The following is a 22,985-nucleotide window of genomic DNA, read 5'->3' as shown; positions in this document are numbered from 1 at the left end:
CGATTTAATGAAATCGCTGTCCGCGAATTCTGAAATACGCAGACGGCGTCGAATCCCATGTCGATCGTGGCGGCAACATCTTCCATGATGCCACGGTTCCAACCGATGAGCCGCACCTCATTCTTCCGCTCCAGCATCTCGTGCAGGGTAGCGAGCTCTTCCCCGCCCATTGCCGGGATGCCGGGTTCGACCCAGCCAACTCCCGCCTCGATAAGCTTGTCGAGAATTTTGAGTTTGGTTTCTTTGGAGAAGGCTACGCCTGGGGCCTGTTCCCCGTCGCGCAACGTCGTGTCCTCAAGAATAATATCATGCCGGATCATTTGAGTGCCTCGCCTCGTTGTGTCATGAAACTGTCACAAACGTTACGTGTGCAGATTTTCCTAGGAAAACGATGAATCCGAACTTCTTAAGTTCCGGAAGGGCTAGAACATTGATAAATCGAGAAAGGTCTAAGGTATTTTTCAATTTTAACGCGTAAGTGATCTCGTTCGTCTCGCTCATATTATCAATCGAGAAGGATAACTTGCGAATTCAAAAACATCTGCCAGCACTATTGTCAGATTGTTGATTGCCACTGAGAACTGACCCGTCGCAGCCGCCGGGTCAGTTCTCAGTGGCAATCAACACTATGGGGACATCCAAGGGGAACCAGACTTGCGGGCCGCGATCGTTGCGCATCTGGCTGTGTCGCGCGGTGTACGGTGCACGGACGAGCAGTTGTTCATTACCGCTGGAACGCAGCAGGCCCTCGATCTCGCCTTTCGCATTCTGGCTTCGCCCGGCGATACCGTCATTGTCGAAGACCCTTGCTACCCACCCGCCCGACAATGTCTCGCGCTCAATGGCGCGAAAAACATCGGTTTGCCGGTAGATCGCGATGGCATCATGACCGAAAGCCTATCGGACAACCAACTGGAGCCGCCGGCGCTGTTTTACCTTACACCCTCAAACCACTTTCCGGTCGGCTCCGTTCTTTCCCTGCCGCGTCGGCTGGAGCTTCTTGCCTATGCGCGCGAGAACGACTGCTGGATCGTCGAAGACGATTACGATAGCGAGTTTCGTTACGAGGGGCATCCGATCGCATCGCTACAAGGGCTCGATCAGGCCAATCGTGTCCTATACACGGGCACGTTCAGCAAGGCGCTACTGCAGAGCCTGCGCCTCGGTTACCTCGTCGTTCCGGTCGAGATTGTGCCGGTGTTCAGAGCAACCCGGCCAGCGCTCGATCGCTGCCCACCGACATTCCAGCGACGTGTCGTCGCCGATTTTCTGAACGAGGGATATTTTCCTGCGCATCTGCGGCGGTTGAGGGAGCGGCTCCGCGCTTCTCGCGATCTGCTTGCCGAACTGCTGAAGGATCGCGTCAACGAGTATCTCGACGTCGCAATACCAGACCAGGGAATTAACCTGACGGCTCGCAGCACAGGCACATGGACGAGCGATACCGCCATCTCACAGGCCGCCTTGAGCAAGGGCGTGGTCGTTATGCCGCTTTCCCGGATGAACGTCACGTCGTCTGATACGTCGCGATTGATGTTCGGCTTCTCCGGACTTTCAGTACAGGAAGCCGACAGGGGAACGCGGCTTCTGGCCGAAGCTTTCAAGATGTAGGGATTCGCAAAAGTCCCAATTAAAGTTTGATTTTTGCTACTGGGTTTTGCGCCGTTGCAGAATATCGATTTTTGCGACAAATCCACATGCGAACGCACCGCCGACTGCTTTATAGGTAAAATGTCCTGTATCATGCCTGCCGTCGTTCTCATGGTCGCCTTCGGTGGAGACCCTTAAGAATAGGACGCTTGACGCAGTCCGTTGGATCTTAGTAGCTGGCTACGTCGATACCTTCTCCACCGCCTTCAGTCGGGCACATCTGATTGCAGATCAATCTCGAGCCCGCGTTCGCCATCGTCCGGTTCCTCGCTGATTGCGATTGGAATATCGCCAGCAATCAGCTTCTCCTTACTGAGGAGACCCGCATCCTCAAGCGCCTCCCTGTCCGGCAGGTCGTGCAGGCTCTGAAGCCCGAACTGGGACAGGAACGTCTTCGTGGTCACCAAGGTGTAGGGCGCGCCCGGTTGCGGACTTCTAGGCCCCGACGCCACAAGCTCCAGCGAGCGCAGATGAGCGATCGTATCGCGGCTGACTTCCTTGCCGGTCATCGTGGAGATTTCGCCGCGGGTGATCGGCTGATGATAGGCAATGATCGATAGCACCAGAAGATCGCCCTGCGACAGCGACCGCCCCATAGGTTCGACCCCCGTAAAGCTTCGGATCGCGGCTGCGAACCTGGGACGCGTGCGGTGCTGCCAGCCGCCAGCGACCGATACCAGATCGTAGGGCCGGTCGCGCAGTTCATCGCGGATGTCATCAATCAAAAGATCGATACTGCAGTCGCGCCCGACGAGCACAGCGAGTGTCTCGCGGGTCACGGGTTCTGCCGTCGCAAAGATCAGCGCCTCGACACGCCCCATCCATTCGCGCCAACGCAGTTCAGGTGGCAGGTCGGAAAGCTCCGCGTCAAGAAGCGGCTCCTGGCGTTTGGTTCGACTCATAATACCCAGTCTGGAATGCAAGCGCCCATTCGTTGTTCTTCCGCGCTCGGTTGATAATTGACGGACCGGATCTGCTGCGGGTGTCGAGCGAGCGCCAAAGCGTGTTGCCTGGCAAACGGAGACGAGAGTTCCGTCCCGCTCTGCAGCCGTTGCGGCGATAGATCGCCAGCGTCCTGCGAAACGAAAGTCGAGACCGTCTCACTGCCACAGGCTAATGCCCGGCTGAAGTCAGCGACACTCGAGGGCTGGGTTATCAATGCAGCGCAGACTATAAACCCGAGAAGTTCCAACCGCTCCCGGCCTGAAGATCGCGACCATCGTTGAGCAATCCGGTCGACGAAGTCCGGCCATGTCATGCCCGTGCGATCCAGGTGCTTGGACTGAGCTGTTCCTCGATTGGCATATTGTTTCTTCATCGCAGTTCCCTCCCTTATCCAAGGTGGTGTGGGTTACAATCCATAAAGCCGGAACGTCGGACGTCCCGTCAGTTCGCGCACGCCTCCGAGTGCAACCAGCCGCTCGAACAGGCGCCGGCTCGAGCGGTCGCTTACTGTCCGGCCGGTCTGAGCTGCCTGTGCATCTTCGCTGATCAGGATCGCCACCATGGCGTCGGCATCCTTGCTGCGCAATTGCGGTGCCAGGGCCAGCAGTCGGTGCGCGCGCCGTGCCAGATCAGCGTAGAGATCGAAAGCCGCTGTCGCCCCTCGCCCGTAGGCAAAGGCACAGGCGGTCTGCCACCGTTGCGGATCGGCACGCGGACCGCCGGCGAAACGCAAGTCATCCCGCTTCAGATGCGCGGCCAGCAGCGGCACGGGAACTGGCCAGTTCAGACGCCGGGCAAGTACCGCATCGGCGAGCCAGAGCGCCAGCGGGCGGCTGTCAGGACGCAGAGTCAGGCTGGTTGCGACCGTCGCGCTCGCCGCCTCGATCGGGTTCCTGGTTCCGACGCTCGCCGCCAGGGCATTGTCGATGGCCTCCTGCGCCGGTGCGTCGATAGTGAGCGACAACAGATCGGCGAAGATCACCAGCCATTCGGCGTTGAGTGATACTGGCCCAAGTGACGATCCCCGTCCCAGCGCCCGCCAGGCCTGCAGGATCCGGCCGGCGGGACCGGGATCGTCGCCGGGCCGGGTCAGGTAGAGATGATCGCGCAGCGCCGCCGCATCTTCCGTGCGGCCCTGCAGGCGGACGACCGCTTCCGCCGATTGAAGCGCCAGACGCTGGCGCCAAAGCTGGCCCAGGGGATGGTGGCCACGGGCGATCTGGTGAATGCTGCCAAGCGCAGCACCGGCGAAAAGCTCGGCGTCTCCGGCGGCTTGGCGGGCGCCGGCGGCGCGCGCCCAGTCCGGCACGGGTGGGAAGGTCGGTGGCAAATCGGGTAAGGTACGGGGTCGTGAAGCCATGTCACACGCTAACTTCAAACGGCGCTTTTGACAACACAGAACTATATAAACCGCCGTGCCCGTCGTCACATAAAAACGTCCGATAATCTTGCATTATCGGACGTTCATGTCATTATAGAGAAATGGCGCAAATCATCGAGCAAAATGCCAATATCCACGTCGAGGAGAGCCCAGCGACGTCTGACAGGACGGCGGCTTCGAATGATATTACGGGGGCGTCGCTGTCGGCCGAACCCGCAGCGCTTGGTGACGCCGACCTGCCCGATATCGTCGATCTCGTGATCGCGATGGGCAAGATGCCGGAAGAGCCTACCCCCTCCCCTCTCTCGGGCTTGGCCACTCCCCGCCTGCCAGCGCATCTCGAGGCCCTCGCCGATCGCGCGCGCGATTATGTCGAGGCGGCGAGTTCCGCCAACACTCGCAAAGCCTACGCTTCCGACTGGAAGCATTATGCTGCCTGGTGCCGGCGGTCCAACCTGGCACCCCTCCCCCCACATCCACAGACCGTTGGCCTGTATATCACGGCGTGCGCCTCCGGAACTGCTGAACGAGGCGCGAAGCCAAACTCCGTTTCGACGATCGAACGCCGCCTCTCCTCGCTTTCGTGGAACTATACGCAACGCGGGCTGACCCTTGATCGCAAGGATCGTACGATCTCCACCGTGATGGCCGGCATCCGCAACAGTCATGCGCGGCCGCCGGTGCAGAAGGAAGCCGTGCTCGCAGAGGATATCATTGCGATGGTGGAAACACTCGACCGCGGATCGCTCCGCGGCCTGCGCGATCGTGCCATGCTGCTGATCGGGTATGCCGGCGGTCTGCGCCGCTCGGAGATCGTCGGCCTTGATCTCAAAGCAGATCAGACGGAAGACGGGCGCGGTTGGATCGAGATCCTCGACAAGGGCATGCTCGTCACCCTGCGCGGCAAGACCGGCTGGCGCGAGGTCGAGATCGGCCGCGGTTCGTCCGACGCCACCTGCCCTGTCCTTGCCGTCGAGACGTGGATCAGGTTCACCAGGCTTGCGCATGGTCCCCTCTTCCGCCGTGTGACGGGGCAAGGCAAAGCTGTTGGGCCTGACCGGCTGAATGACAAGGAAGTGGCGAGGCTGGTGAAACGCGCTGCAATGGCCGCCGGCGTTCGCGGCGATCTTAGCGAGATCGAGCGGGCTTTCAAATTTTCGGGCCACTCACTACGGGCGGGACTCGCCTCATCCGCCGAGATCGATGAGCGCTACATCCAAAAACATCTGGGCCACACTTCCGCCGAGATGACGCGACGGTACCAGCGGCGACGGGACCGATTTCGAGTGAATCTCACCAAAGCAGCAGGGCTCTGATATCGGGAATGGAACATCATTCGCTACCTGTTGCAAAAACCAGGTTTCTGCGCCGTCGCAGAAGTCAGACGCAAAATCGAAGCGCTGGGGATTTTCACTAACGCTGAAAGACATGCGATGTGATGCCTGACGGACATAATCGGTCGACTCCATTTTCCTTTGCAAACCTGTCCCGCTGTCGTGCGTTCGCATGACAAGTCGGGGTGCCCCTCCATGCGAAGCTGCGTGGATGAAGCACCGGGACAGGAGAGAAATCGTGGACATCTACAGTCTCGCCATCACACACATTCGAGCCGAGACTCGACCAGCGTGCATGATTGCTTTGGGCGAGGATCGCTATTACTCAAACCACACGGGCCTGCGCTTCAAAGCAGGGCTGCTTGGGTCGATCGCCACGGCAGCCGCCATGATCGCGATCCTTGGCATCACCCTGCCCTGAGCGGCCCCGTGGAATATGGTTCCGACCGTGCTATGCAAATGCCTGGCATTTTGCGGAGATCATGGATGGACGAACGCGAGGCTGAAAAAGACGCGATCCTGGCAGTGCTCCGCAGCGAGACCGAGGCATGGTTGCAGCGGGACTTCGAAACATTGGCGAACCACTGGGTACAGTCGCCGCAGACGCGGCGAATGGAATATTACGCCTCACTTGGGGTGCGGGTCGATGAAGGCTGGGACGTAATTGCCGCTCGACTTAAGACGATCGTGGAGCGTTTCCCGCAGAGGCGCGCTTTTTCGGAGCATGTTCGGTGGGACAAGATCAACGTCATCGTTGCTGAGAGCATGGCGTGGGTCACTTACGACCAAATCGGGATCGACGGCGGCGATGACCTTAAACGCGAGCTAAAAATTCTGCACAGGATCGATGGGGTCTGGAAGATCAGTTGCGTGGTGATGATGGAAAGTACCATCAAGCAGGCGAACTTCCCGATGATCGAGGTTGACGCAGATATGCGCATTCTGTGGACGAACCGTCTGGCGCAGGAGCGGATACAGGGCCATCAGGGGCTCGCCATCGCTGCTGGTCGACTCCGCGCCAAGCGAAGCGAACACGCCTCCGTGCTCCGTGAAGCTGTCCGCTTGGCTTTTCGTGAGTTGCAGGGGCAGACACGACTAACCTTATCGCCGAAGCAGGCTTGGCCGGTGATCCTTGGCGAGGATGCGGCGGGGGTGCCGATGCACTGCTGGGTCCATCTTGAAGATGGCAAGGCGCTAGTATCATTCGATGATGCGCAGACGATCGCGCGCCGGATTGACCAGGCGCAGGAAATCTATGGTTTGTCGCCGGCGCAGATCAGGCTCGCCCGTCTCATCGTCGATGGACACGATCTGGCGGCCGCCGCCGAACGCCTGAGAGTCAGCACTAATACGCTACGCACTCAACTCCAGCGTATTTTTGACAAAACTGGCGTGCGTAGTCAGGCCGCGTTGGTGCGTTCACTGCTCAGCGTTGAGGCACCCAACAATTGACCGAACCTTGGGGTTGCTTCATTGCTCACTTTCCAACCGCAGACGAGATAGCTGTCGTCGAAATCCTGATTTTTCACGGACGAGGCAGCTCTTCATGCTTGTGTCGCCGGTCTTGGTATGGTGCTCGTGCCGCCGATCCTCACGGCCAGGGAAACACGATCCGGCGCGTTGGTGGCCCCGTCTGGATATGAGCCGGTTGAAATTGGATCACCGGTCAGAACCGAGAGCAGTGCGCAGTTCTGTAGCTGGATGGTCGCCGAAGCCCGCGGCCTCGGATAAGGTGCTGTCGCAGGTCTCGAGAATTTCGCGATAGGAATGGAAACAATATTGGCAATTCGTGTCGAAATAGAACGCCTTCCAAGTGACGATGTGCAACGCTTAATCGACGAGGGTTTGGACATCTTCAACGCGGAAAAGGTGGGCCCGGATAACGCAGAAGATTTGTGGGTTATCGCGCGCGACGGCAATGGAGGCGTTCAAGGAGGCCTGAAGGGACGCACATTTTACTCTTGGCTCTTTATTGACTGGTTATGGTTGTCTCCGGCGGCAAGAGGGCAACATGTAGGGATACAGCTCCTAGGCCGAGCGGAGATGGCAGCGCAGGCACGGGGTTGCATCGGTTCTTACGTCGATACATTCAGCTTTCAAGCCCCCAACTTCTATCGCAAAAACGGCTACGAAGAATTCGGGCGGATCGAGGGCCTTCCTCCTGGCCATGCTTGCATCTGGCTCAAAAAGACATTCGAAGAGCCGCAAAAATCCTAATACTTGCAGCAAGATCGCCAGCTCTGAATTCCCAAGGAAATTTCTATCGCAGATAGCAGGCGCAAGAGTCAGCCCCGCACGACTGAGTTTTGCGATAGACCGAGCGAAGTGCGCGGCTTGCTGAAAACAGCGATTGCGGAACAGACGCCGAGGAACTGCATGGCTACCCCGATTGCTTCGGCTAGCGTTGGGAAGCGCCCCTCGAACGCAAAGCCGTAGGCGAGGCCAAAGACCGTTTCGGCAACGATAAGCTGGGCAGCGAGAGCCAGCGGCAGGCGGCGGGACGCGATCACCCAGCACCACGTCGCAAACCACGAGCCGGCCAGCCCCATCACCAACGCCCATGCGATGAACCGGAAGGTTTCCGCTGTGGATGCCGTATTTCCGAGATCGAACGAAACCAGTGGCAATAGGAGGAGACTCCCGACCGCCGCCCCGATGCCTTGCAATCCCGTCCATTGCAGACCGTCCGGTGCGTCCGTTGACCGCATGACCCCCGCATTCACCAGACCGTAGGCGATCCAGATCGCCAACGCCGCGGAACTGGCGAGAGCACCGAGCAAAATTGACCCTGTATCCGCAACGTCGGCCGCGCCTATCGTCGCGACGTTCACACTTGCCACGCCGATAGCAATTAGCGCCAAGGGCGGCGCGAGAGCCTTCCATGGTGCGCAGCGGTCTCGGATATTGGCGATAATCGCCAGGAACACCGGCATGGTGCCAATGATGACAGGCGGAACGGCTGCCCCGGCGAGTTGGACTGCAAAGGCCGCACTGATGAAGTACCCGACGTATCCGGCGCCGCCGAGTAGCAGCCCGATCAAAAGCCGCGATGGCGCAATACCAGTGGGCCGGAAGCGTCGATCGGCCATCAACAGCAGGCAGGCCAGACCGAAGATGCCATAGCGCGCAATCGTCAAATCCCAAGCCGTGAACGGCCCGATGGCGCGCGGGGCGATGAAAGTCAGTCCCCATAGGGCGCAAGTGGTGAGGCCGGCGATGATCCCGAGCAGCATGGTTTTCTCCTGTTGGAGCAATCATGCAATGCGGTTTGGCTATTTTATATGGAACTTTGAAAGCTGTTTCGGTAAATTAACTACCATGTCGAAAGCAAAGACACCTGAAAACCTTCATATTGGAAAGTCGACGCTGGACGCGACCGACGCGCGGATTCTCTCCGCACTCGATTCCGATGCCCGCTTGTCGATGAGCGAGCTTTCCCGCCTTGTGGGTATGTCCGCGCCGAGCGTATCGGAACGCGTTCGCCGCCTTGAGGCCGCTGGCGTCATCAACGGCTTTACGGTCGATGTCGACACGCGCGCCATCGGGTACCAGATCAGGGCAATGGTGAGGATCAGGCCGCTGCCCGGCAAGCTCCACTTTGTTGAACGGCTCATTCAGGAGCGCCCGGAAGTTGTCGAATGCGACAAGATCACCGGTGATGATCCCTTCTTGGCCCGTCTCGTCGTTCATACGATCGAGCAGATGGACGATGTTCTCGAAGCGCTCTCGGAACACGCCGTCACGAGCACGGCCGTCATAAAGGGAACATCCGTCAAACGACGCTTGCCGCCTCTGTAACAAACGTCAGGGATATCGCGTCCCAAGTCTTCGCTCGGGCAAAAACACGGCCTCAGAACGTTCACACATGTTCCTGTCGATGCCGATCTCGTCGCTCTGGCGACGCAGGCCTGGCTGACCTACGGCAAGGGCCGCCACCCGGCATCCCTAAGTCTTGCTCTTTATGGGCAACGACTTTTCGCAAACCGATATCAAGGCGGCGTGATGCGAAGCGGTGCTCATCTCGACAACGATCGACGCGGTAAACCCACTTCCCCGCCTCGCCACCGGCGGCGCTAGTTCCCGGTCTACCTCCGCAGTTTCAACCGCACGGATCGGGCCCGCACCTATATCGAGGCAGCGAGTTCCGCCGCCACCCGCAAAGCTTTCTCCAGCGAGTGGTACCATTTGGACGCGTGGTGCCGTCGCTCCGGGGCATCTCCCCTCCCCATCCAACCCACACACCACCGGCCTCTACATTACCGCATGTGCCTCCGGCACGGCCGAGCGAAGCGCGCAAAGGCCAATTCCGAGTCGACCATCGAGCGCCGGTCTGTCTTCACTCTTCTGAAGCTTCGCCAGTCCCGCCAATGGAGAACGAAGCGGTAATGGCTGCCGATATCGTCGCTATTGATCGGCCACGCCGGCGGGCTACGGCAGAAACGTCATTTGCGATCGCTTTTGGACGGCTCGATCGGGACCAAGTCCAACTCGACAACGGTATCCTCACAGGTGAAGGTTTGAAAGATGTCATCAATCAATGCGCCAAGACCCGGTTACTCGACACCCCTCAGCCAGCGCTATTTCGGTGTGCAAAAAGTTGCCAGCCGGAAACTTTTCTTACTCGTGGCTATTTATCTCTTTATTTCAATACGTTACCGGAAATTTGCATAATCCGCTTCTTTGAGAAACGGGCGAGGGGGCGGTTCAGCTTACGCCTGATCCCGACCCCGGGCCGCGTTCGTCGCGCGGGGCTATGGGTAGGCTCGGGCTTAAGCAATTACAAAGGTTGAGTGCACGGTCGTCCGGAGGACGTGATCGATGATTTCGTTCCGGCAAAGACAGTCAGTAGCCGTGCCTGCAGAATTAATTCGTTGATACTCTTGCAGGTTCGCTCTGGAGCACGGACAGGATTGGCGCAAGTAGCCTGAACAAAACCATGCCCTCGCTCAAAGTCATTGCGTTGACATTCTCTCCCGCACTCGCCATTCGTCACGTCATCAGCACGAGCATGAGGATTGCAGAATGACCTTCGACGACGAATTCGGAGTCCGTGAGGTAGAATTTGCTGTTCACGCGGCACAGGCCGAAAGGCTCTTCGTCCGGGGCGCGAATGCTCTCAACGACCGGTACTTCGATAATCAGGCGAAGGAGAACCACATCTATGGTGTAAACAACGCACTGAACCAGCTTTTGGGAGACGCGGCCGTATTGGTCGAGGGAGGCGGGCTCTCAAAGACTGCAGAATATTTCATGCGGTTTGGCGTACTGCGGCGCCTCAGGATGCTGATAGCTTCATTTCGCAGCTTCCAAAGTATCATAATGCCCGATCGTGCTGCCCCACTAACACTCGAACAGTCTGACGAAGCGTGCCGCGACCTCAACGCGATCTACATCAACATTCTCGGCCTACTCGATAACTATGCGTGGACGATTGTCCATCAGGCAGGCAGTGCCGGCACGCAAGCCGCAAGACCACTCTCCATCAGTCTTTTCAAGCCTGCCTTCGCTGCAGATCCGAAACTACAACACCTTGCCACCACATTATCTCCGTTTTCTACCTGGGAAGAAGATGTAAAGAAACGGAGAAACCCCGCGGCACACCGCATGCCGTTGTATGTTCCTCCAGCAGCTTATGACTCTGAGGCAGCAGCAGCTCTTGAGGAATACGACAGGCAGATCTCTACAGCGTTAAGGGCTCAGGAGTATGGAACGATGCAAGAGCTGCATCGAAGGCGGGAGCAGCTCGGCATATTCGTTCCAGTTTTTCTCCACGACCCTGAAGAGGAAATATGCGAAATCTATCCTACTTTGCCCCAGGATATTGGACAGATGATCAAGATTGGCCGGGTCTGCCAGTCGTTCATACGGGCAAACCTCCTAACACCTGGCGCGCTCTTTCCTGCTGGCTGACACGAATGCAAAAAGATGGCTGGTCGCTCGACATTGTGAGCTCTCAATCTCGAGGTAGAAGACCCGCGTTTCGAACTGGCTCCTCTAAAGCTTTCTGTTCGTATCCCGCGCCTTGATAAGAGAGCAGCTCAGTGTTTGATGTCGCTATTCTAATATCGCCAGCTCTCACGATTTCAGCAGCCTGTCTTGGAGCGACGGAACCTGGCCTGAATTCCGCAAGATCCTTTTCATTCCCCAGGACCGCAAAACCGTCCGGGAAAATTGCCCCGCCAGCCTGCTTGGCCGCTTCAACGATATCATCACCGAATTCAGGAAGGTTCTCCAGAGAATGTGCTTCGGGCGCTTCCGCTTCGATGTAGGCGAACACGCGCTTTGCGATCTCCAGGTCAATTGCCAGGCCATTGAACCAGCGGAACGTTGTTTGTTTAAACGCGACCCTTCCATCCTTGCCAACCACGAAAGATTCCGGCGCAATTTCTTCACCAAGGATCCAGGTGCGGTCGAGCCAGACAACAGTCGAAAAACTCTGCTCGGACGGACGCCACGCACGCGCGCGCGCAGCCTCTCCAACTTCCGGTCCGAAAAGAAGGGTTAGCACGCCGCAGTAGCTTCCGAACCGCACTCCGGTGGGATCAGATCGCTCTTCGGCAGCTGACCCTTCGACAGTTGTCGGATCGGCTGCATCCGTATGGTGGACGAAGATTTCTGCCCCTTTTACCGGTGTCATCCAGCTTCCGACAGAAAAGCCGTGAGAGGCAATCCAGCTGCCGATCTTGCGACCTAGATAAGGCTCAACCTGATTTTTGTAACCGTCCTCAACGCGTTCATTGAACGCCTTCTTCGAGGTACCCTTTGTTGCCTTGGATTCGGCCAGTGCCACAAAGAAATCATTGCTGCGGCTGAAAATGAAATCGGGAGATCGAGCTGTCGGCTTCTTTCCGTGCACCACATGGCTTTCAAAATGATCGACCCATCGATATCCGTCGCGGGCCATATGAAGATAAGCGATGCCGTCTCCCACCAGCCCCGTCATTGCCTTCCTGACATAGTCTTTCAGATCTCGAGATGAGTCCAGAAGTGCGAAGCGTTCCCCTTTTTCATCAACGTGGCGAGCGATCAGATGCCTGCAAAATGCTACATGAGCTCGCGCTGCTTGCTGGTCCATTCGGCGCCGACTCGAGCATTGGGCCATCGCCCCATACAGTTCTGCTGGCGTAAACGACAACTCCATGCTTCCAGGCTCCCGGCCCATGATCAATCGCGAAGACGTCGGCCGGTGTGCACTGACCTGTTTCACGCTCAAGAGTTTACGCTTTGCTCGCCACATGGAGTGCCCTCGTTAAATTCTCCGGTTCGGCCTTAAGCTGTTGCGATGCATCTTGACCAAGGATCGAAAAGTTGTCAGCCGGAAACTTTCACAATCTATCGCATTTAATGGTTTATAATCAACGGATTAGTCCCCCGCGGCGTTATGATGTCGCTCTCAAGGACTGGTTGTTCGCCCTTAGCAGCGCAAACAGCATCGGGCCAAGCGAAAATTCCCCTCGCCGCGCCTTCGACGTCAAGTCTCGGAGATAACCGCCGGCCGAGTTTATATGTCCTGCACGTTCATAAATGCAGGCGATAGCAATCGCTGCCGCCGCTTGCCCCATGACTTCGCAGGCCTCCTCATATGCCGACGGACTGACGCCGAGCGTCGAACGAGCAGTTACGGCCGCGGCCATCAACTCCCGCCAATTCCCGATCGATCCTCCGGGGCCGAAGTTCCCAATTTCGGGGCATGCCCTCAGAACCATCGACAACGGGAAGGTCTGCGGCTCGTCTTTCAGCTTAGGCCGGCTGTTTGGCTCAGGTCTTTCCCCCGGCTTCTTTTCGAAGCGAGGTTCAAGTTCATGGATAGAGTCGGTATTTGAATTCTGTATGTGGCAACCAGATGCGATGTCATTGCCATCGGTTTTTTTGGATTCTTCTCGTGTTTCCAACATCCTGGACACTTCCTCGTGCAGAAGCGTCATTTCGTCGAGGCTCGATTCCAGGTCGCCAAGCGTTGGCCTCCTCTTAAACCGCCCTACGATGTTGATAAAGGCGTCTTCCGCAGCATGCCAGTCGCCAGCAACGCCTTCCGTTAAGCCGACGGTGATAAGCTTTCGAACATCTCGCCGCACGATCGTCAGCCGATCTTTCACTAAGCGGTAGCGGCGCTGCTCGGCCGCAACCTCCTGGGCCAGCGCAGCGAATTCAGCGGCGCGGCTTACAAGAGGGGCAAGGTTAAACCCATAGGCATCTTCAATTCTGCCCTCATCGTCTTTGCGAGCATATCGCTTTCCATTCGGGCTGTCCTTGCGGATGATGATGCCCGCCTCGACCAAGGCCAAAAGGCATTTACGCAATGTGGTTCCGGCTATGCCGTTTGCGCGCGCGGAGAGCTGGGCGTTGGATGGAAAAACGACGAGGCTGCGATCGGCGCTTAATTCGGTGGCTGGAAAGAACGACAAGAGAGCGTTCAAAACAGCGAGCGCGCGATCATGAATGCCGAGCCTAGAACGAGCGTCCCCGACGTCCCGAAAGACACGCCACTTATCCACCGAGGCTTCCGCCGGGGCCTGTTCAGTTGCCTGTTGACGCCGCACCAGGGCAAGCGTCATCGGCCGCCGCCCAAAGGGCGTCGTTAAATAACCAGTTTCCATGTCCTTCACCTTTCACAAGGCAAAGAAAAGGCTACGCCGGATCGACGTTGACTCTTGACTGTGATTCCAGGAAGTGCGATTCTCTAAGCGACCAAACTGAGAGAGGCCTTCTGGAACACCGTTTCGGAGGGCTTTTTCTTTGCGCTACGGATACCTTTCTTTGTTTCGCTTCATCTACTGCCTCGTCTTTTTGAACGATGCATAGATTTCGGGCAGGGCCGACATCAGGTACTCGCCGAATTCCGGCGCCGCCTTCTTGTCGATCATCAGGGTCAGTGTCTTTTTATCCTGTCTGAAGCTGGCAGCCTTGACGCCATCGTCGGCCTGCCAGACTTCCGTTTTAAACTTAGCGCTTTTCGTTTTCTTCGGCGCCACCGCATCAAAAATACGGGCAAAACGTTCGTCCGAGGCCATGGACATGATTGCTTTGTCAGAAAGCAGTGCACGCGCCGTTTCAAGTGCTCCATCTGCGCTCAGTCGTGAGGACAATTCGTACCAGCGATCACGCCCTGTTTTCGGAGCGGCACCGATGAGGCGAATGACGTCGGCTGGCAACTGGGTCGCCGCTTGGATAAGCCGCGACAGGTTGCTCTTATCAACTGCAAGCGCGGCCATGATAACGGAGCGCTGATATCCATTTGCCTCAAGCTGCGCGGCATAAAGTGCCCGCTCGATGAAGGAGAGATCTTGGCGTGCGCTGTTTTCCTGACCCTGAGCCAGGACAAGCTCGTCGTCCGTCAGAGACCTGATCGCGGCTGTGATCTTGACGCCTGCCGCCTTGACTGCGCGCAAGCGGCGGCGGCCATATGCAATCTGATAACGGCCCTCTATCGTCGGATGAGGGCGGACAAGAATTGGAACCTGCTGCCCGTTCTCACGAATGTTGCGAGCAAACTCTTCGAATTGATCGTCATCTTCGTCGAGCCGATCCGTAACGGCCGGCGCATCGATCAAATCAGGATCGATCTCGGTCAAACCCTGAGACTTCAGAGCCTCAATCGAACGAGATACCGCCCCGATTGCACCCCTTGGGGCGTAATGGGGCGGAGCCGCGACTGTAGAGGTTGACTCACCCGTGTGGTCCGTCGAAGTCAATGAAGCCTTGAGCTCCGAGAGAAGATGTTTTCTAGCCATCAACTTTCCTCTCGCGTTTGGCACAATTGATTGTCTCCGCGCGCCCTAGAAGGGGAGGGGGGGACGAGTTTCCGGCTGGCAACTTGCCGCGAAGGATCGATTTTGCGGTCGGGGCGGGCCTCATTTGCGACCCCACGATGACTGGATAAGCTGCTCAATCTCGCTGTTGACGTTGTCGAGCGACTCCATTGCTCGATCGTAGGTCGCCCTCGTAAACTGATCGCGGCTCACTTCGTAAAGTGTCTGCTTGGTGATGCCAGCGTCAGAAACGGCCGTGCTCTTCAGCATAGGGTGATTTAAGACATGATCGCCGAACATGGTTCGCATAAACGACACCATCTGATTTTGCGGTCCATCACCCGGCTCATACCGGGTGACCAGGTAACGCATCCAGTCATAATTCATGCTGCCCCCGGCATCTGCGACCACGCTTAGAAGCTCGGAGGTCATCAGGAGGAACTGGCACATCGACATGACATCGAGCATCTGCGGATGGACAGTAACAAGAACCGCCGTCGCCGCGCAAAGAGCCGAAATGGTCAGGAAGCCGAGCTGCGGAGGGCAATCAACGACAACGACGTCGTAGTCATCAGCCACGGACGCAATCGCGTCATCCATTCTCGTAAAGAAGATATTCTTCCGATCATTGGAGCTTAGTACCTTTGCGGTATCGTGTTCGAACTCCATCAGCTCGAGATTGCCGGGGACAAGATCCAGATTCGGGAAGTAGGTCTTCTTGACGACGTCCCTCATAGGTCGACGTTCTTCATCATAGCGAACGGCCCCGTAGAGCGTCTCATTGTCCTTGACGTCGAACTCTGGCTGGAACCCGTGAAGCGCGGACATACTCGCCTGCGGATCGAGGTCTATTGCCAAGACCCGATAGCCATTCAGAGCAAGATATTGAGCGAGGTGCGCGGCCGTCGTCGTCTTGCCGCTACCACCCTTGAAATTGACTGCCGTGATAACCTGAAGATGCTCACTACCGGAGCGCCTTGGCGAATAACGGCGGTCACCCTTGCCGTTCTCGTCGAGATACTCGCGCAGCGCCTGAATGGTGTCGACGGAGTAGGAACGGCGATTGTTATTGCCGATCTCAGGCTGAGGCCCTTTTCCTTCGATTGAAAGATGGCGGAGATACCCGTCGTTTACTCCAATGAGCTTCGCCGCCTCGGTTGACGAAAAAGACCGGAGCGTCTTGCGTGCCTCCGGCGGGTACAGCTTGATGCGATGCTCGTGCAATGCGCCAGAGAGGTCTCGCGCGTGGGCCGCTATCAGTTTATGAATAGCTTTTTGAAGCTGGGCGGGATTTTCCACGTCGTCCTCTCGTACACACGGTAATTTTCGTAAACACACCTTTTTGCCGTCGATAGGACAACCCATTCCACCGCGTTTTGCAAGAATTTTAAAGTTAACAAAGTCTTAACGCGATTTGCTGGTTTCGAACGTCTCCCGGACTCATTGTTAGATTCCAGCGGGTTACCGCAAGAAGCGAAGAGTTAACTCTGCAGATCTTTCCTGTGACTCAATCGCCACCGTCCAGCGAAAATAGAGTGTCAGGGGCCGAATCGCAGCAAGCCTGACGGAATCACTTGCACACTACGAGATGCAAATTTGCACCTCGACAATCTGCGATCTTCACGGTCTGTCTCTTCACACACTCAAACGAGGAGACGGTTTCCCCCATGCTTCAATCGCACTCCCGCCTTGTCCGCAAATTGCAGGATGCACTTGGTGAGCGGCTTTGCATTGCCCTTGACGATCCGACCGTCGTTGAAATCATGCTCAATCCGGACGGCAAACTCTTCATCGAACGCCTGGGCCACGGCGTAGCTCCGGCTGGCGAGATGGCCGCGACAGCTGCCGAAACGGTCATTGGTTCGGTGGCGCACGCCCTCCAGTCGGAGGCCGACAGTGACCGCCCGATCATTTCGGGTGAGCTTCCCATCGGAGGTCACCGGTTCGAGGGATTGCTTCCACCAGTGGTCGGCGCGCCGACGTTCACCATCCGTCGTCGCGCGTCGCAGCTCATCCCCCTCGAGGACTATGTGAACACAAAGATCATGACGGACGCGCAAGCAGCGATCATCCGCAGCGCTATCGCCAACCGGCTCAATATCGTTATCGCCGGCGGAACCGGATCTGGGAAAACGACACTTGCAAATGCCGTGATTGCTGAAGTCGTGACCGCCGCACCGGAGGATCGGATTGTGATCCTTGAAGACACCTCCGAAATCCAGTGTGCCGCAGAAAATGCCGTCAGCCTCCACACGAGCGATACCGTCGATATGGCCCGGCTTCTCAAGAGCACAATGCGCCTGCGACCAGATCGCATCATCGTTGGAGAAGTCAGAGATGGTGCAGCTTTGACTTTGCTAAAAGCGTGGAACACCGGCCACCCGGGCGGCGTGACGACAATCCACTCAAACACCGCGATGTCGGCGCTCCGGCGCCTCGAGCAACTGACAGCAGAGGCAAGCCAGCAGCCGATGCAAGCGGTCATCGGCGAAGCGGTCGATCTGGTGATTTCGATCGAGCGCGCCGGCCGGGGGAGGCGGGTGCGGGAGGTCCTTCATGTCGAGGGTTTCAGCGGATCCCGTTATCAGACAGAGCACTATCCGCAAATCGATGAGGACAGCCATGCCGCATAATCGCTCCCTTCGTTTGGGAATAGCCGCCGCGTTCATTTGCGCATCGATTGCCGCTCCGGCGTTTGCGGGTTCAGGAGGGAGCCTCCCGTGGGAGGGCCCACTCGAACAGATCCAGGAATCAATCACCGGGCCGGTCGCGGGCTATATCGCGCTGGCCGCCGTCGCGATCGCTGGTGGCATGTTGATCTTCGGCGGCGAGCTCAATGATTTCGCACGGCGGCTGATGTATGTCGTCCTTGTCGCCGGCATCCTTCTCGGTGCCACCACGATTGTCGGCCTCTTCGGTTCGACGGGCGCCTCGATCGGGATTGGGCAATTCGCAGGCCAACCCACAACGCCGCCCACCAGCGCGGAAGGGGAGGGGGGCAATGGCTGAGCCAAGGGTCAATCTCCACCGCAATCGGGTCCACCGCGCTCTTTCGCGCCCAAACCTCTTGATGGGTGCTGACCGGGAGCTTGTGCTCCTGACCGGGCTTGCGGCGGTGATTTTGATTTTCGTCGTGCTCACAGTCTACTCGGCGCTCTTCGGGATATTGATCTGGATTGTTATCGTCGGCGTCCTGCAAATGATGGCAAAAGCCGACCCAATGATGCGGCAGGTTTATGTGCGCCACATGCGATATCGGCCGCATTACCTGCCAACGTCTTCGCCCTGGCGACAGTTCTGAGGGTTTATGATGGTTGCTTTGCGCTCATTTCGCTCCGCCGGCCCATCGTTCTCGGAACTCGTCCCTTATGCGGGGATCGTCGATAACGGAATAATTCTTCTCAAGGACGGCAGTCTGATGGCGGGTTGGTACTTTGCTGGCCCGGACTCTGAAAGTGCAACCGACTTTGAACGCAATGAGCTGTCCCGGCAGATCAACGCGACCCTGTCGCGGCTGGGTTCGGGCTGGATGATCCAGGTCGAGGCGGTCCGCTTCCCGACTATCGACTATCCTTCGGCTGACCGAAGCCATTTTCCCGACGCCGTTACGCGCATGATCGATGACGAGCGACGCAACCACTTCGCGCGGGAGCAAGGGCATTTCGAAAGCCGGCACGCCCTGATCATGACGTATCGACCGCCGGAACGACGCCGCTCCGGCCTGACCCGCTACATATACTCGGACACCGAAAGCCGCACGGCGAGCTATGCCGATACCGTGCTGGAGACGTTTCGGCGGTCGATTCGCGAGATCGAGCAATACCTTGGAAATTCGGTTTCGATTCAACGCATGCTCACCCGCGAGGTGCCGGAGCGTGGCGGCGCCAGGGTTGCCCGCTATGACGATCTTTTTCAGTTCATCCGTTTCACGATCACTGGCGAAAATCATCCCATTCGGCTGCCTGAAATCCCCATGTATCTCGACTGGCTGGTAACAGCGGAGATGGAGCACGGCCTCACTCCGCGGGTTGAGAATCGTTTCCTCGGCGTCGTGGCGATTGATGGACTACCGGCGGAGAGCTGGCCGGGTATCCTCAACAGCCTCGACCTGATGCCTCTGACCTATAGGTGGTCGTCACGCTTCATCTTCCTCGACGCCGAAGAAGCAAAGCAGCGGCTGGAGCGCACGCGCAAGAAATGGCAGCAGAAGGTTCGACCGTTTTTTGACCAGTTATTCCAAACGCAGTCCCGCTCGATTGATCAGGACGCAATGGCGATGGTCATGGAAACAGAGGACGCGATTGCCGAAGCGTCCTCACAGCTCGTGGCGTACGGCTACTATACGCCAGTGGTCATTCTCTTCGACGAGAGACTGGAGGCTCTGCAGGAGAAGGCTGAAGCTGTCCGCCGCCTCATCCAGGCCGAAGGATTTGGTGCGCGCATCGAAACCCTGAACGCGACCGACGCCTTTCTCGGAAGCCTGCCGGGGAACTGGTACTGCAACATTCGGGAGCCCTTGATCAACACCCGTAATCTGGCAGACCTCATCCCACTCAACTCGGTCTGGTCGGGAAGTCCGACGGCGCCATGCCCGTTTTATCCGCACGATGCGCCGCCGCTGATGCAGGTAGCGTCTGGTTCGACGCCGTTTCGGCTGAACCTGCATGTCAACGACGTCGGCCACAGTCTGATTTTCGGTCCGACCGGCTCGGGCAAGTCCACCCTTCTTGCGCTGATCGCAGCGCAGTTTTGCCGCTATGAGCAAGCCCAGGTCTTCGCCTTTGACAAGGGTAACTCAATGCTGCCTCTAACGCTCGCTGTCGAGGGCGACCACTACGCGATCGGCGCCGAGGACGGGGAGGGTGCTAAACTCGCCTTCTGCCCGCTTTCGGATCTGTCGAGCGATGGGGATCGCGCCTGGGCATCCGAGTGGATCGAAACTCTCGTGGCCTTGCAGGGTGTTACGATCAATCCGGACCATCGCAACGCCATTTCCAGGCAGATCGGCTTGATGGCCGCAGCGCCCGGCCGATCGCTTTCCGATTTCGTCAGTGGCGTCCAGGCGCGCGACATCAAGGACGCGCTTCATCACTATACGGTCGACGGGCCAATGGGACAGCTGCTCGACGCAGAGCATGATGGCCTGGCGCTCGGCCGCTTCCAATGTTTCGAGATCGAACAGCTTATGAACATGGGTGAGCGAAACCTCGTGCCGGTCCTGACCTATCTGTTCCGCCGCATCGAGAAGCGCCTGGACGGTTCGCCGAGCCTGATCATCCTCGATGAGGCTTGGCTGATGCTGGGTCATCCGGTTTTCCGGGACAAGATCAGGGAGTGGCTCAAGGTTCTGAGAAAGGCCAATTGCGCCGTCATTCTCGCGACGCAATCGATCTCAGACGCCGAGCGTTCAGGCATTATCGACGTCCTGAAGGAATCCTGCCCGACCAAGATTTGCCTCCCAAATGGTGCTGCCCGGGAAACCGGTACACGGGAGTTTTATGAGCGGATCGGCTTCAACGAACGGCAGATCGACATCGTCGCGAACGCCATCCCCAAGCGGGAATATTATGTGACCTCGCCAGACGGCCGCCGGCTTTTCGACATGTCACTTGGTCCGGTTACGCTGTCTTTCGTCGGCGCGTCCGGGAAATCCGACCTTGCCCGCATCCGGGCGCTTCAATCCGCCCATGGCAAGGAGTGGCCGGGGCAATGGCTCATCGAAAGGGGGATCAATCGCTATGCGTAATGGCAGCCGGTTTCAAAAAACGCTTAGGGCAATCGCCACTGTCTCCATAAACCTCGGCCTCGCATTGTCACCGACTCTATCCTTCGCCGGCTCCGCGGCCGGCGGCGCTACAGAGTGGACGCAGCTTCTCAATAATGGCGAGCTGATCTCGCTGGTCGGCCAATCCGGTACCCAGATCGAAAACCAGATCAAGCAGATCACCCAGCTTGCCGAGCAGATTCAGAACCAGCTCAACATTTACCAGAACATGCTGCAGAACACTGCGCAGCTTCCAAACCATATCTGGGGAGAGGTCGAGAACGACCTCGATCAGCTGCGAGACCTCGTAGATCAAGGTCAAGGCATCGCGTTTCAAATGAGTAACGCGGACGACCTGCTGAAGCAGCGGTTCAAAAGCTACGCTGATCTAAAGACGAGCCTGCCTAATGCTGAGAGCTTCTCGTCGACCTATCAAACCTGGTCGACCACGAACCGGGATACGATTTCGAGTACTCTCAAAGCCGCAAGCCTGACCGCTGATCAGTTTGACAGCGAAGAAGAGACGATGAGCGCGTTGCGCTCAATGTCGCAATCGGCCGACGGCCAGATGAAGGCCCTGCAGGTTGGCCATCAGATTGCTGCCCAACAGGTGGCCCAAATGCAGAAGCTTCGGGGGATTGTCTCGCAGCAGACGACAATGATGGGAACCTGGCTGCAAAGCGAACAGACCGACAAGGATCTTGCCCAGGCTCGCCGCGAGAATTTCTTCAATGCCGATGTCCAGTCGGTCCCGACCGGGCAAAAAATGGAGCCGCGCTGGTGACCAGAACCGTTCTGATCGTTTCCGTCCTTGCAGGCGGCTGCGCCCTCGTCGCTGTATCTGCCGTAATCTTTGCCCAAAACAGGACCACCGCTGCGCCTGAGATGAGCGGAGAGCAGCGCGCCGCACGTGAGAAGTTCTTCGGGACAGGCAAGGATCTGTCCCCGATTGAAAAGGGGCAGGAGATGCGGCCGAGATGGTGAGGCGTGATTTGACGCGGATCTTCCTGCTTGCCGGCGCGACCTGCATTTTCTTGGCGGCACCGGCCATTGCACAGCAAGGTCAAGTCCTCACGGAATTGGAGAACCAGGTTTCCACGGCCGCAAAAGGCTGGGAAACCACCATTATGGATGCAGCACAGTCGCTGTTCTGGATCCTCGCCGGGATCGAAGTTGGCATCGCGGCGGTGTGGCTCGCGACGCAGGCCGCCTCTCTCGACAGCTGGTTTGCCGAACTTGTCCGCCGCATCATGTTCATCGGCTTCTTCGCGTTCGTCCTGACCCAGGGGCCAACCTTTGCCAAGGCGGTTGTCGATAGCCTCTTTCAGATCGGCGCTGGCGGCGGATCCGCATCGCCCGCCGAAGTCTTCGACGCCGGGATCCGCGTTGCATCCCAGATGTCGGAGCAGGCGAAATTCGGGGTCTTCGAAGACAATGCGCTTGCAATCGCAGCTGTGCTCGCGATGGGCATCGTCGTTATCTGCTTCTCGCTCGTGGCTGCGATTTTCGTATCCGTTATGGTCGAGATGTATGTGGGGCTTCTCGCCGGCATGATCATGCTTGGACTGGGTGGATCGTCGTTCACCAAGGACTTCGCCATTCGGTATCTTGTCTATGCCTTTGGCGTCGGCATGAAGCTGATGGCGCTCGTGATGATCGCCAAGATCGGCTCAAATGTTCTTCTTGGTCTCGCGCAGGCACCGACGGCCGAATCCGATCAATTCATCACAACGCTGGCGATTGCCGGAATCTCCGTCGTTGTTTTCATAATCGCTCTGTATGTTCCCAACATCATTCAGGGCGTGGTGCAGGGGGCCTCCGTGTCCGGTGGGATGGAGACGATCCGCCACGGCGGCCAGGCCGCTTCGTTTGCGGCGGGCGGAGCCTTCCTCGGTGCTGGTGCCGTCGGAGCAGGGTTTGCGGCGGCGCAGGCTGCGAGGGCCGGAGGGGCCTCCGCATCGGGCGCGGCTCTTCGAGGCATGGGAGCCGGCTTCACATCCGGCGCAATGGCGGCCGGATCAGCAGCTAAGGATAAGGCGATCGGCTCTCCCGGCGCTTATGCCGGATCGATCTTGGGCCTCGCGAACGCCAAGCTTGATCAGGCTCGCGGCAAATCATCGTCCTCCACTCCGCCGCCAGAACGGCCGGATAAATCTTAACAA

At 57.9% G+C, this 22,985-nt stretch carries 22 protein-coding genes and 4 pseudogenes; 17 read left to right on the top strand and 9 right to left on the bottom strand.

Annotated features, from left to right (window positions below; all coding sequences use genetic code 11):
• A pseudogene (locus tag CES86_RS01575) lies at positions 1-320 on the bottom strand (hypothetical protein); the annotation flags it as partial.
• 307 nt (positions 321-627) lie between these two features.
• Between CES86_RS01575 and CES86_RS01570 the strand changes: the two are divergent.
• Positions 628-1,611, top strand: a pseudogene (locus CES86_RS01570) (aminotransferase-like domain-containing protein); the annotation flags it as partial.
• Positions 1,612-1,856: 245 nt separating this feature from the next.
• Here the strand turns inward: CES86_RS01570 and scpB are convergent.
• From scpB to CES86_RS01555, 3 genes are read right to left on the bottom strand one after another with little or no spacing between them, the layout of a single operon-like run.
• Entirely contained in the window at positions 1,857-2,552 is a 696-nt protein-coding gene (scpB, locus tag CES86_RS01565; RefSeq protein WP_080823911.1) for an SMC-Scp complex subunit ScpB, read from the bottom strand.
• On the bottom strand, positions 2,549-2,968 hold the full coding sequence (locus tag CES86_RS01560; RefSeq protein WP_080823910.1) for a hypothetical protein: 420 nt from the start codon (positions 2,966-2,968) through the stop codon (positions 2,549-2,551). The genes scpB and CES86_RS01560 overlap by 4 nt, the downstream gene beginning before the upstream one ends.
• Before the next feature lie 33 nt (positions 2,969-3,001).
• Positions 3,002-3,955 carry a DUF1403 family protein gene (locus CES86_RS01555; protein WP_080823909.1) on the bottom strand — a complete coding sequence of 318 codons (954 nt, stop codon included), beginning with the start codon at positions 3,953-3,955 and terminating at the stop codon, positions 3,002-3,004.
• 122 nt (positions 3,956-4,077) lie between these two features.
• On the opposite strand from CES86_RS01555, the gene CES86_RS01550 reads away from it, so the two are divergent.
• The 4 genes from CES86_RS01550 (at position 4,078) to CES86_RS01530 (ending at position 7,527) form a co-directional block, all read left to right on the top strand.
• A complete protein-coding gene (locus tag CES86_RS01550; RefSeq protein WP_080823908.1) occupies positions 4,078-5,292 on the top strand; it encodes a site-specific integrase in 1,215 nt (404 codons plus the stop codon).
• Positions 5,293-5,548: 256 nt separating this feature from the next.
• Positions 5,549-5,731, top strand: coding sequence for a hypothetical protein (locus CES86_RS01545; protein ID WP_136883662.1), 183 nt, complete (start codon positions 5,549-5,551; stop codon positions 5,729-5,731).
• Positions 5,732-5,796: 65 nt separating this feature from the next.
• Positions 5,797-6,762 (top strand): helix-turn-helix transcriptional regulator, encoded by a 966-nt coding sequence (locus CES86_RS01540; protein ID WP_169692224.1) that lies wholly within the window; start codon positions 5,797-5,799, stop codon positions 6,760-6,762.
• Positions 6,763-7,089: 327 nt separating this feature from the next.
• Entirely contained in the window at positions 7,090-7,527 is a 438-nt protein-coding gene (locus CES86_RS01530; protein WP_234825410.1) for a GNAT family N-acetyltransferase, read from the top strand.
• A 68-nt stretch (positions 7,528-7,595) separates the two neighbouring features.
• On the opposite strand, the gene CES86_RS01525 is transcribed toward CES86_RS01530, so the two are convergent.
• Positions 7,596-8,543, bottom strand: coding sequence for a DMT family transporter (locus CES86_RS01525; protein WP_080823905.1), 948 nt, complete (start codon positions 8,541-8,543; stop codon positions 7,596-7,598).
• An 85-nt stretch (positions 8,544-8,628) separates the two neighbouring features.
• On the opposite strand from CES86_RS01525, the gene CES86_RS01520 reads away from it, so the two are divergent.
• From CES86_RS01520 to CES86_RS01500, 5 genes and pseudogenes are all read left to right on the top strand, one after another.
• Positions 8,629-9,108: an Lrp/AsnC family transcriptional regulator gene (locus CES86_RS01520; protein ID WP_080823904.1), complete on the top strand. Its 480-nt coding sequence runs from the start codon at positions 8,629-8,631 to the stop codon at positions 9,106-9,108.
• Positions 9,109-9,177: 69 nt separating this feature from the next.
• Positions 9,178-9,313: pseudogene (locus CES86_RS27780) on the top strand (type II toxin-antitoxin system VapC family toxin); the annotation flags it as partial.
• 104 nt (positions 9,314-9,417) lie between these two features.
• Positions 9,418-9,639 (top strand): annotated as a pseudogene (locus CES86_RS27775) (integrase); the annotation flags it as partial.
• A 56-nt stretch (positions 9,640-9,695) separates the two neighbouring features.
• Positions 9,696-10,100 (top strand): hypothetical protein, encoded by a 405-nt coding sequence (locus CES86_RS01505; protein WP_094513383.1) that lies wholly within the window; start codon positions 9,696-9,698, stop codon positions 10,098-10,100.
• A gap of 232 nt (positions 10,101-10,332) precedes the next feature.
• Complete coding sequence (locus tag CES86_RS01500) at positions 10,333-11,220, top strand: hypothetical protein (RefSeq protein WP_080823902.1); 888 nt, start codon at positions 10,333-10,335, stop codon at positions 11,218-11,220.
• Between the two features lie 43 nt (positions 11,221-11,263).
• Here CES86_RS01500 and CES86_RS01495 read toward each other — a convergent pair whose 3' ends face one another.
• The 4 genes from CES86_RS01495 to repA all read right to left on the bottom strand — a co-directional run bounded on the left by CES86_RS01495 (position 11,264) and on the right by repA (position 16,358).
• Positions 11,264-12,385: a hypothetical protein gene (locus CES86_RS01495; RefSeq protein WP_234882109.1), complete on the bottom strand. Its 1,122-nt coding sequence runs from the start codon at positions 12,383-12,385 to the stop codon at positions 11,264-11,266.
• A gap of 304 nt (positions 12,386-12,689) precedes the next feature.
• Positions 12,690-13,907: a plasmid replication protein RepC gene (repC, locus tag CES86_RS01490; protein ID WP_080823900.1), complete on the bottom strand. Its 1,218-nt coding sequence runs from the start codon at positions 13,905-13,907 to the stop codon at positions 12,690-12,692.
• 174 nt (positions 13,908-14,081) lie between these two features.
• Positions 14,082-15,041, bottom strand: a complete 960-nt coding sequence (gene repB, locus CES86_RS01485) for a plasmid partitioning protein RepB (protein ID WP_080823899.1) — start codon at positions 15,039-15,041, stop codon at positions 14,082-14,084.
• A gap of 120 nt (positions 15,042-15,161) precedes the next feature.
• Positions 15,162-16,358 (bottom strand): plasmid partitioning protein RepA, encoded by a 1,197-nt coding sequence (repA, locus tag CES86_RS01480; RefSeq protein WP_003501703.1) that lies wholly within the window; start codon positions 16,356-16,358, stop codon positions 15,162-15,164.
• A 368-nt stretch (positions 16,359-16,726) separates the two neighbouring features.
• Here repA and trbB point away from each other — a divergent pair, with 368 nt between their 5' ends.
• The 7 genes from trbB to trbL are packed head-to-tail and all read left to right on the top strand — an operon-like array spanning position 16,727 to position 22,982.
• Positions 16,727-17,692 (top strand): P-type conjugative transfer ATPase TrbB, encoded by a 966-nt coding sequence (gene trbB, locus CES86_RS01475; RefSeq protein WP_080823898.1) that lies wholly within the window; start codon positions 16,727-16,729, stop codon positions 17,690-17,692.
• Positions 17,682-18,068, top strand: coding sequence for a TrbC/VirB2 family protein (locus tag CES86_RS01470; protein ID WP_035243728.1), 387 nt, complete (start codon positions 17,682-17,684; stop codon positions 18,066-18,068). Before trbB ends, CES86_RS01470 begins: the two co-directional genes overlap by 11 nt.
• Positions 18,061-18,360 (top strand): conjugal transfer protein TrbD, encoded by a 300-nt coding sequence (locus CES86_RS01465; RefSeq protein WP_080823897.1) that lies wholly within the window; start codon positions 18,061-18,063, stop codon positions 18,358-18,360. The genes CES86_RS01470 and CES86_RS01465 overlap by 8 nt, the downstream gene beginning before the upstream one ends.
• A gap of 9 nt (positions 18,361-18,369) precedes the next feature.
• Positions 18,370-20,805, top strand: coding sequence for a conjugal transfer protein TrbE (locus CES86_RS01460; RefSeq protein WP_092938694.1), 2,436 nt, complete (start codon positions 18,370-18,372; stop codon positions 20,803-20,805).
• A complete protein-coding gene (trbJ, locus tag CES86_RS01455) occupies positions 20,798-21,607 on the top strand; it encodes a P-type conjugative transfer protein TrbJ (RefSeq protein ID WP_080823896.1) in 810 nt (269 codons plus the stop codon). The genes CES86_RS01460 and trbJ overlap by 8 nt, the downstream gene beginning before the upstream one ends.
• A complete protein-coding gene (trbK, locus tag CES86_RS01450; RefSeq protein WP_080823895.1) occupies positions 21,604-21,807 on the top strand; it encodes an entry exclusion protein TrbK in 204 nt (67 codons plus the stop codon). Before trbJ ends, trbK begins: the two co-directional genes overlap by 4 nt.
• On the top strand, positions 21,801-22,982 hold the full coding sequence (gene trbL, locus CES86_RS01445; protein WP_080823894.1) for a P-type conjugative transfer protein TrbL: 1,182 nt from the start codon (positions 21,801-21,803) through the stop codon (positions 22,980-22,982). Before trbK ends, trbL begins: the two co-directional genes overlap by 7 nt.
• Positions 22,983-22,985 lie beyond the last annotated feature (3 nt).

Origin of the sequence: Brucella lupini (genome assembly GCF_002252535.1) — a bacterium.
In the GTDB taxonomy this organism is placed as follows: domain Bacteria; phylum Pseudomonadota; class Alphaproteobacteria; order Rhizobiales; family Rhizobiaceae; genus Brucella; species Brucella anthropi.
The sequence above is the reverse complement of the archived record's forward strand: the minus strand, read 5'-3'. Positions and strand labels throughout refer to the sequence as shown.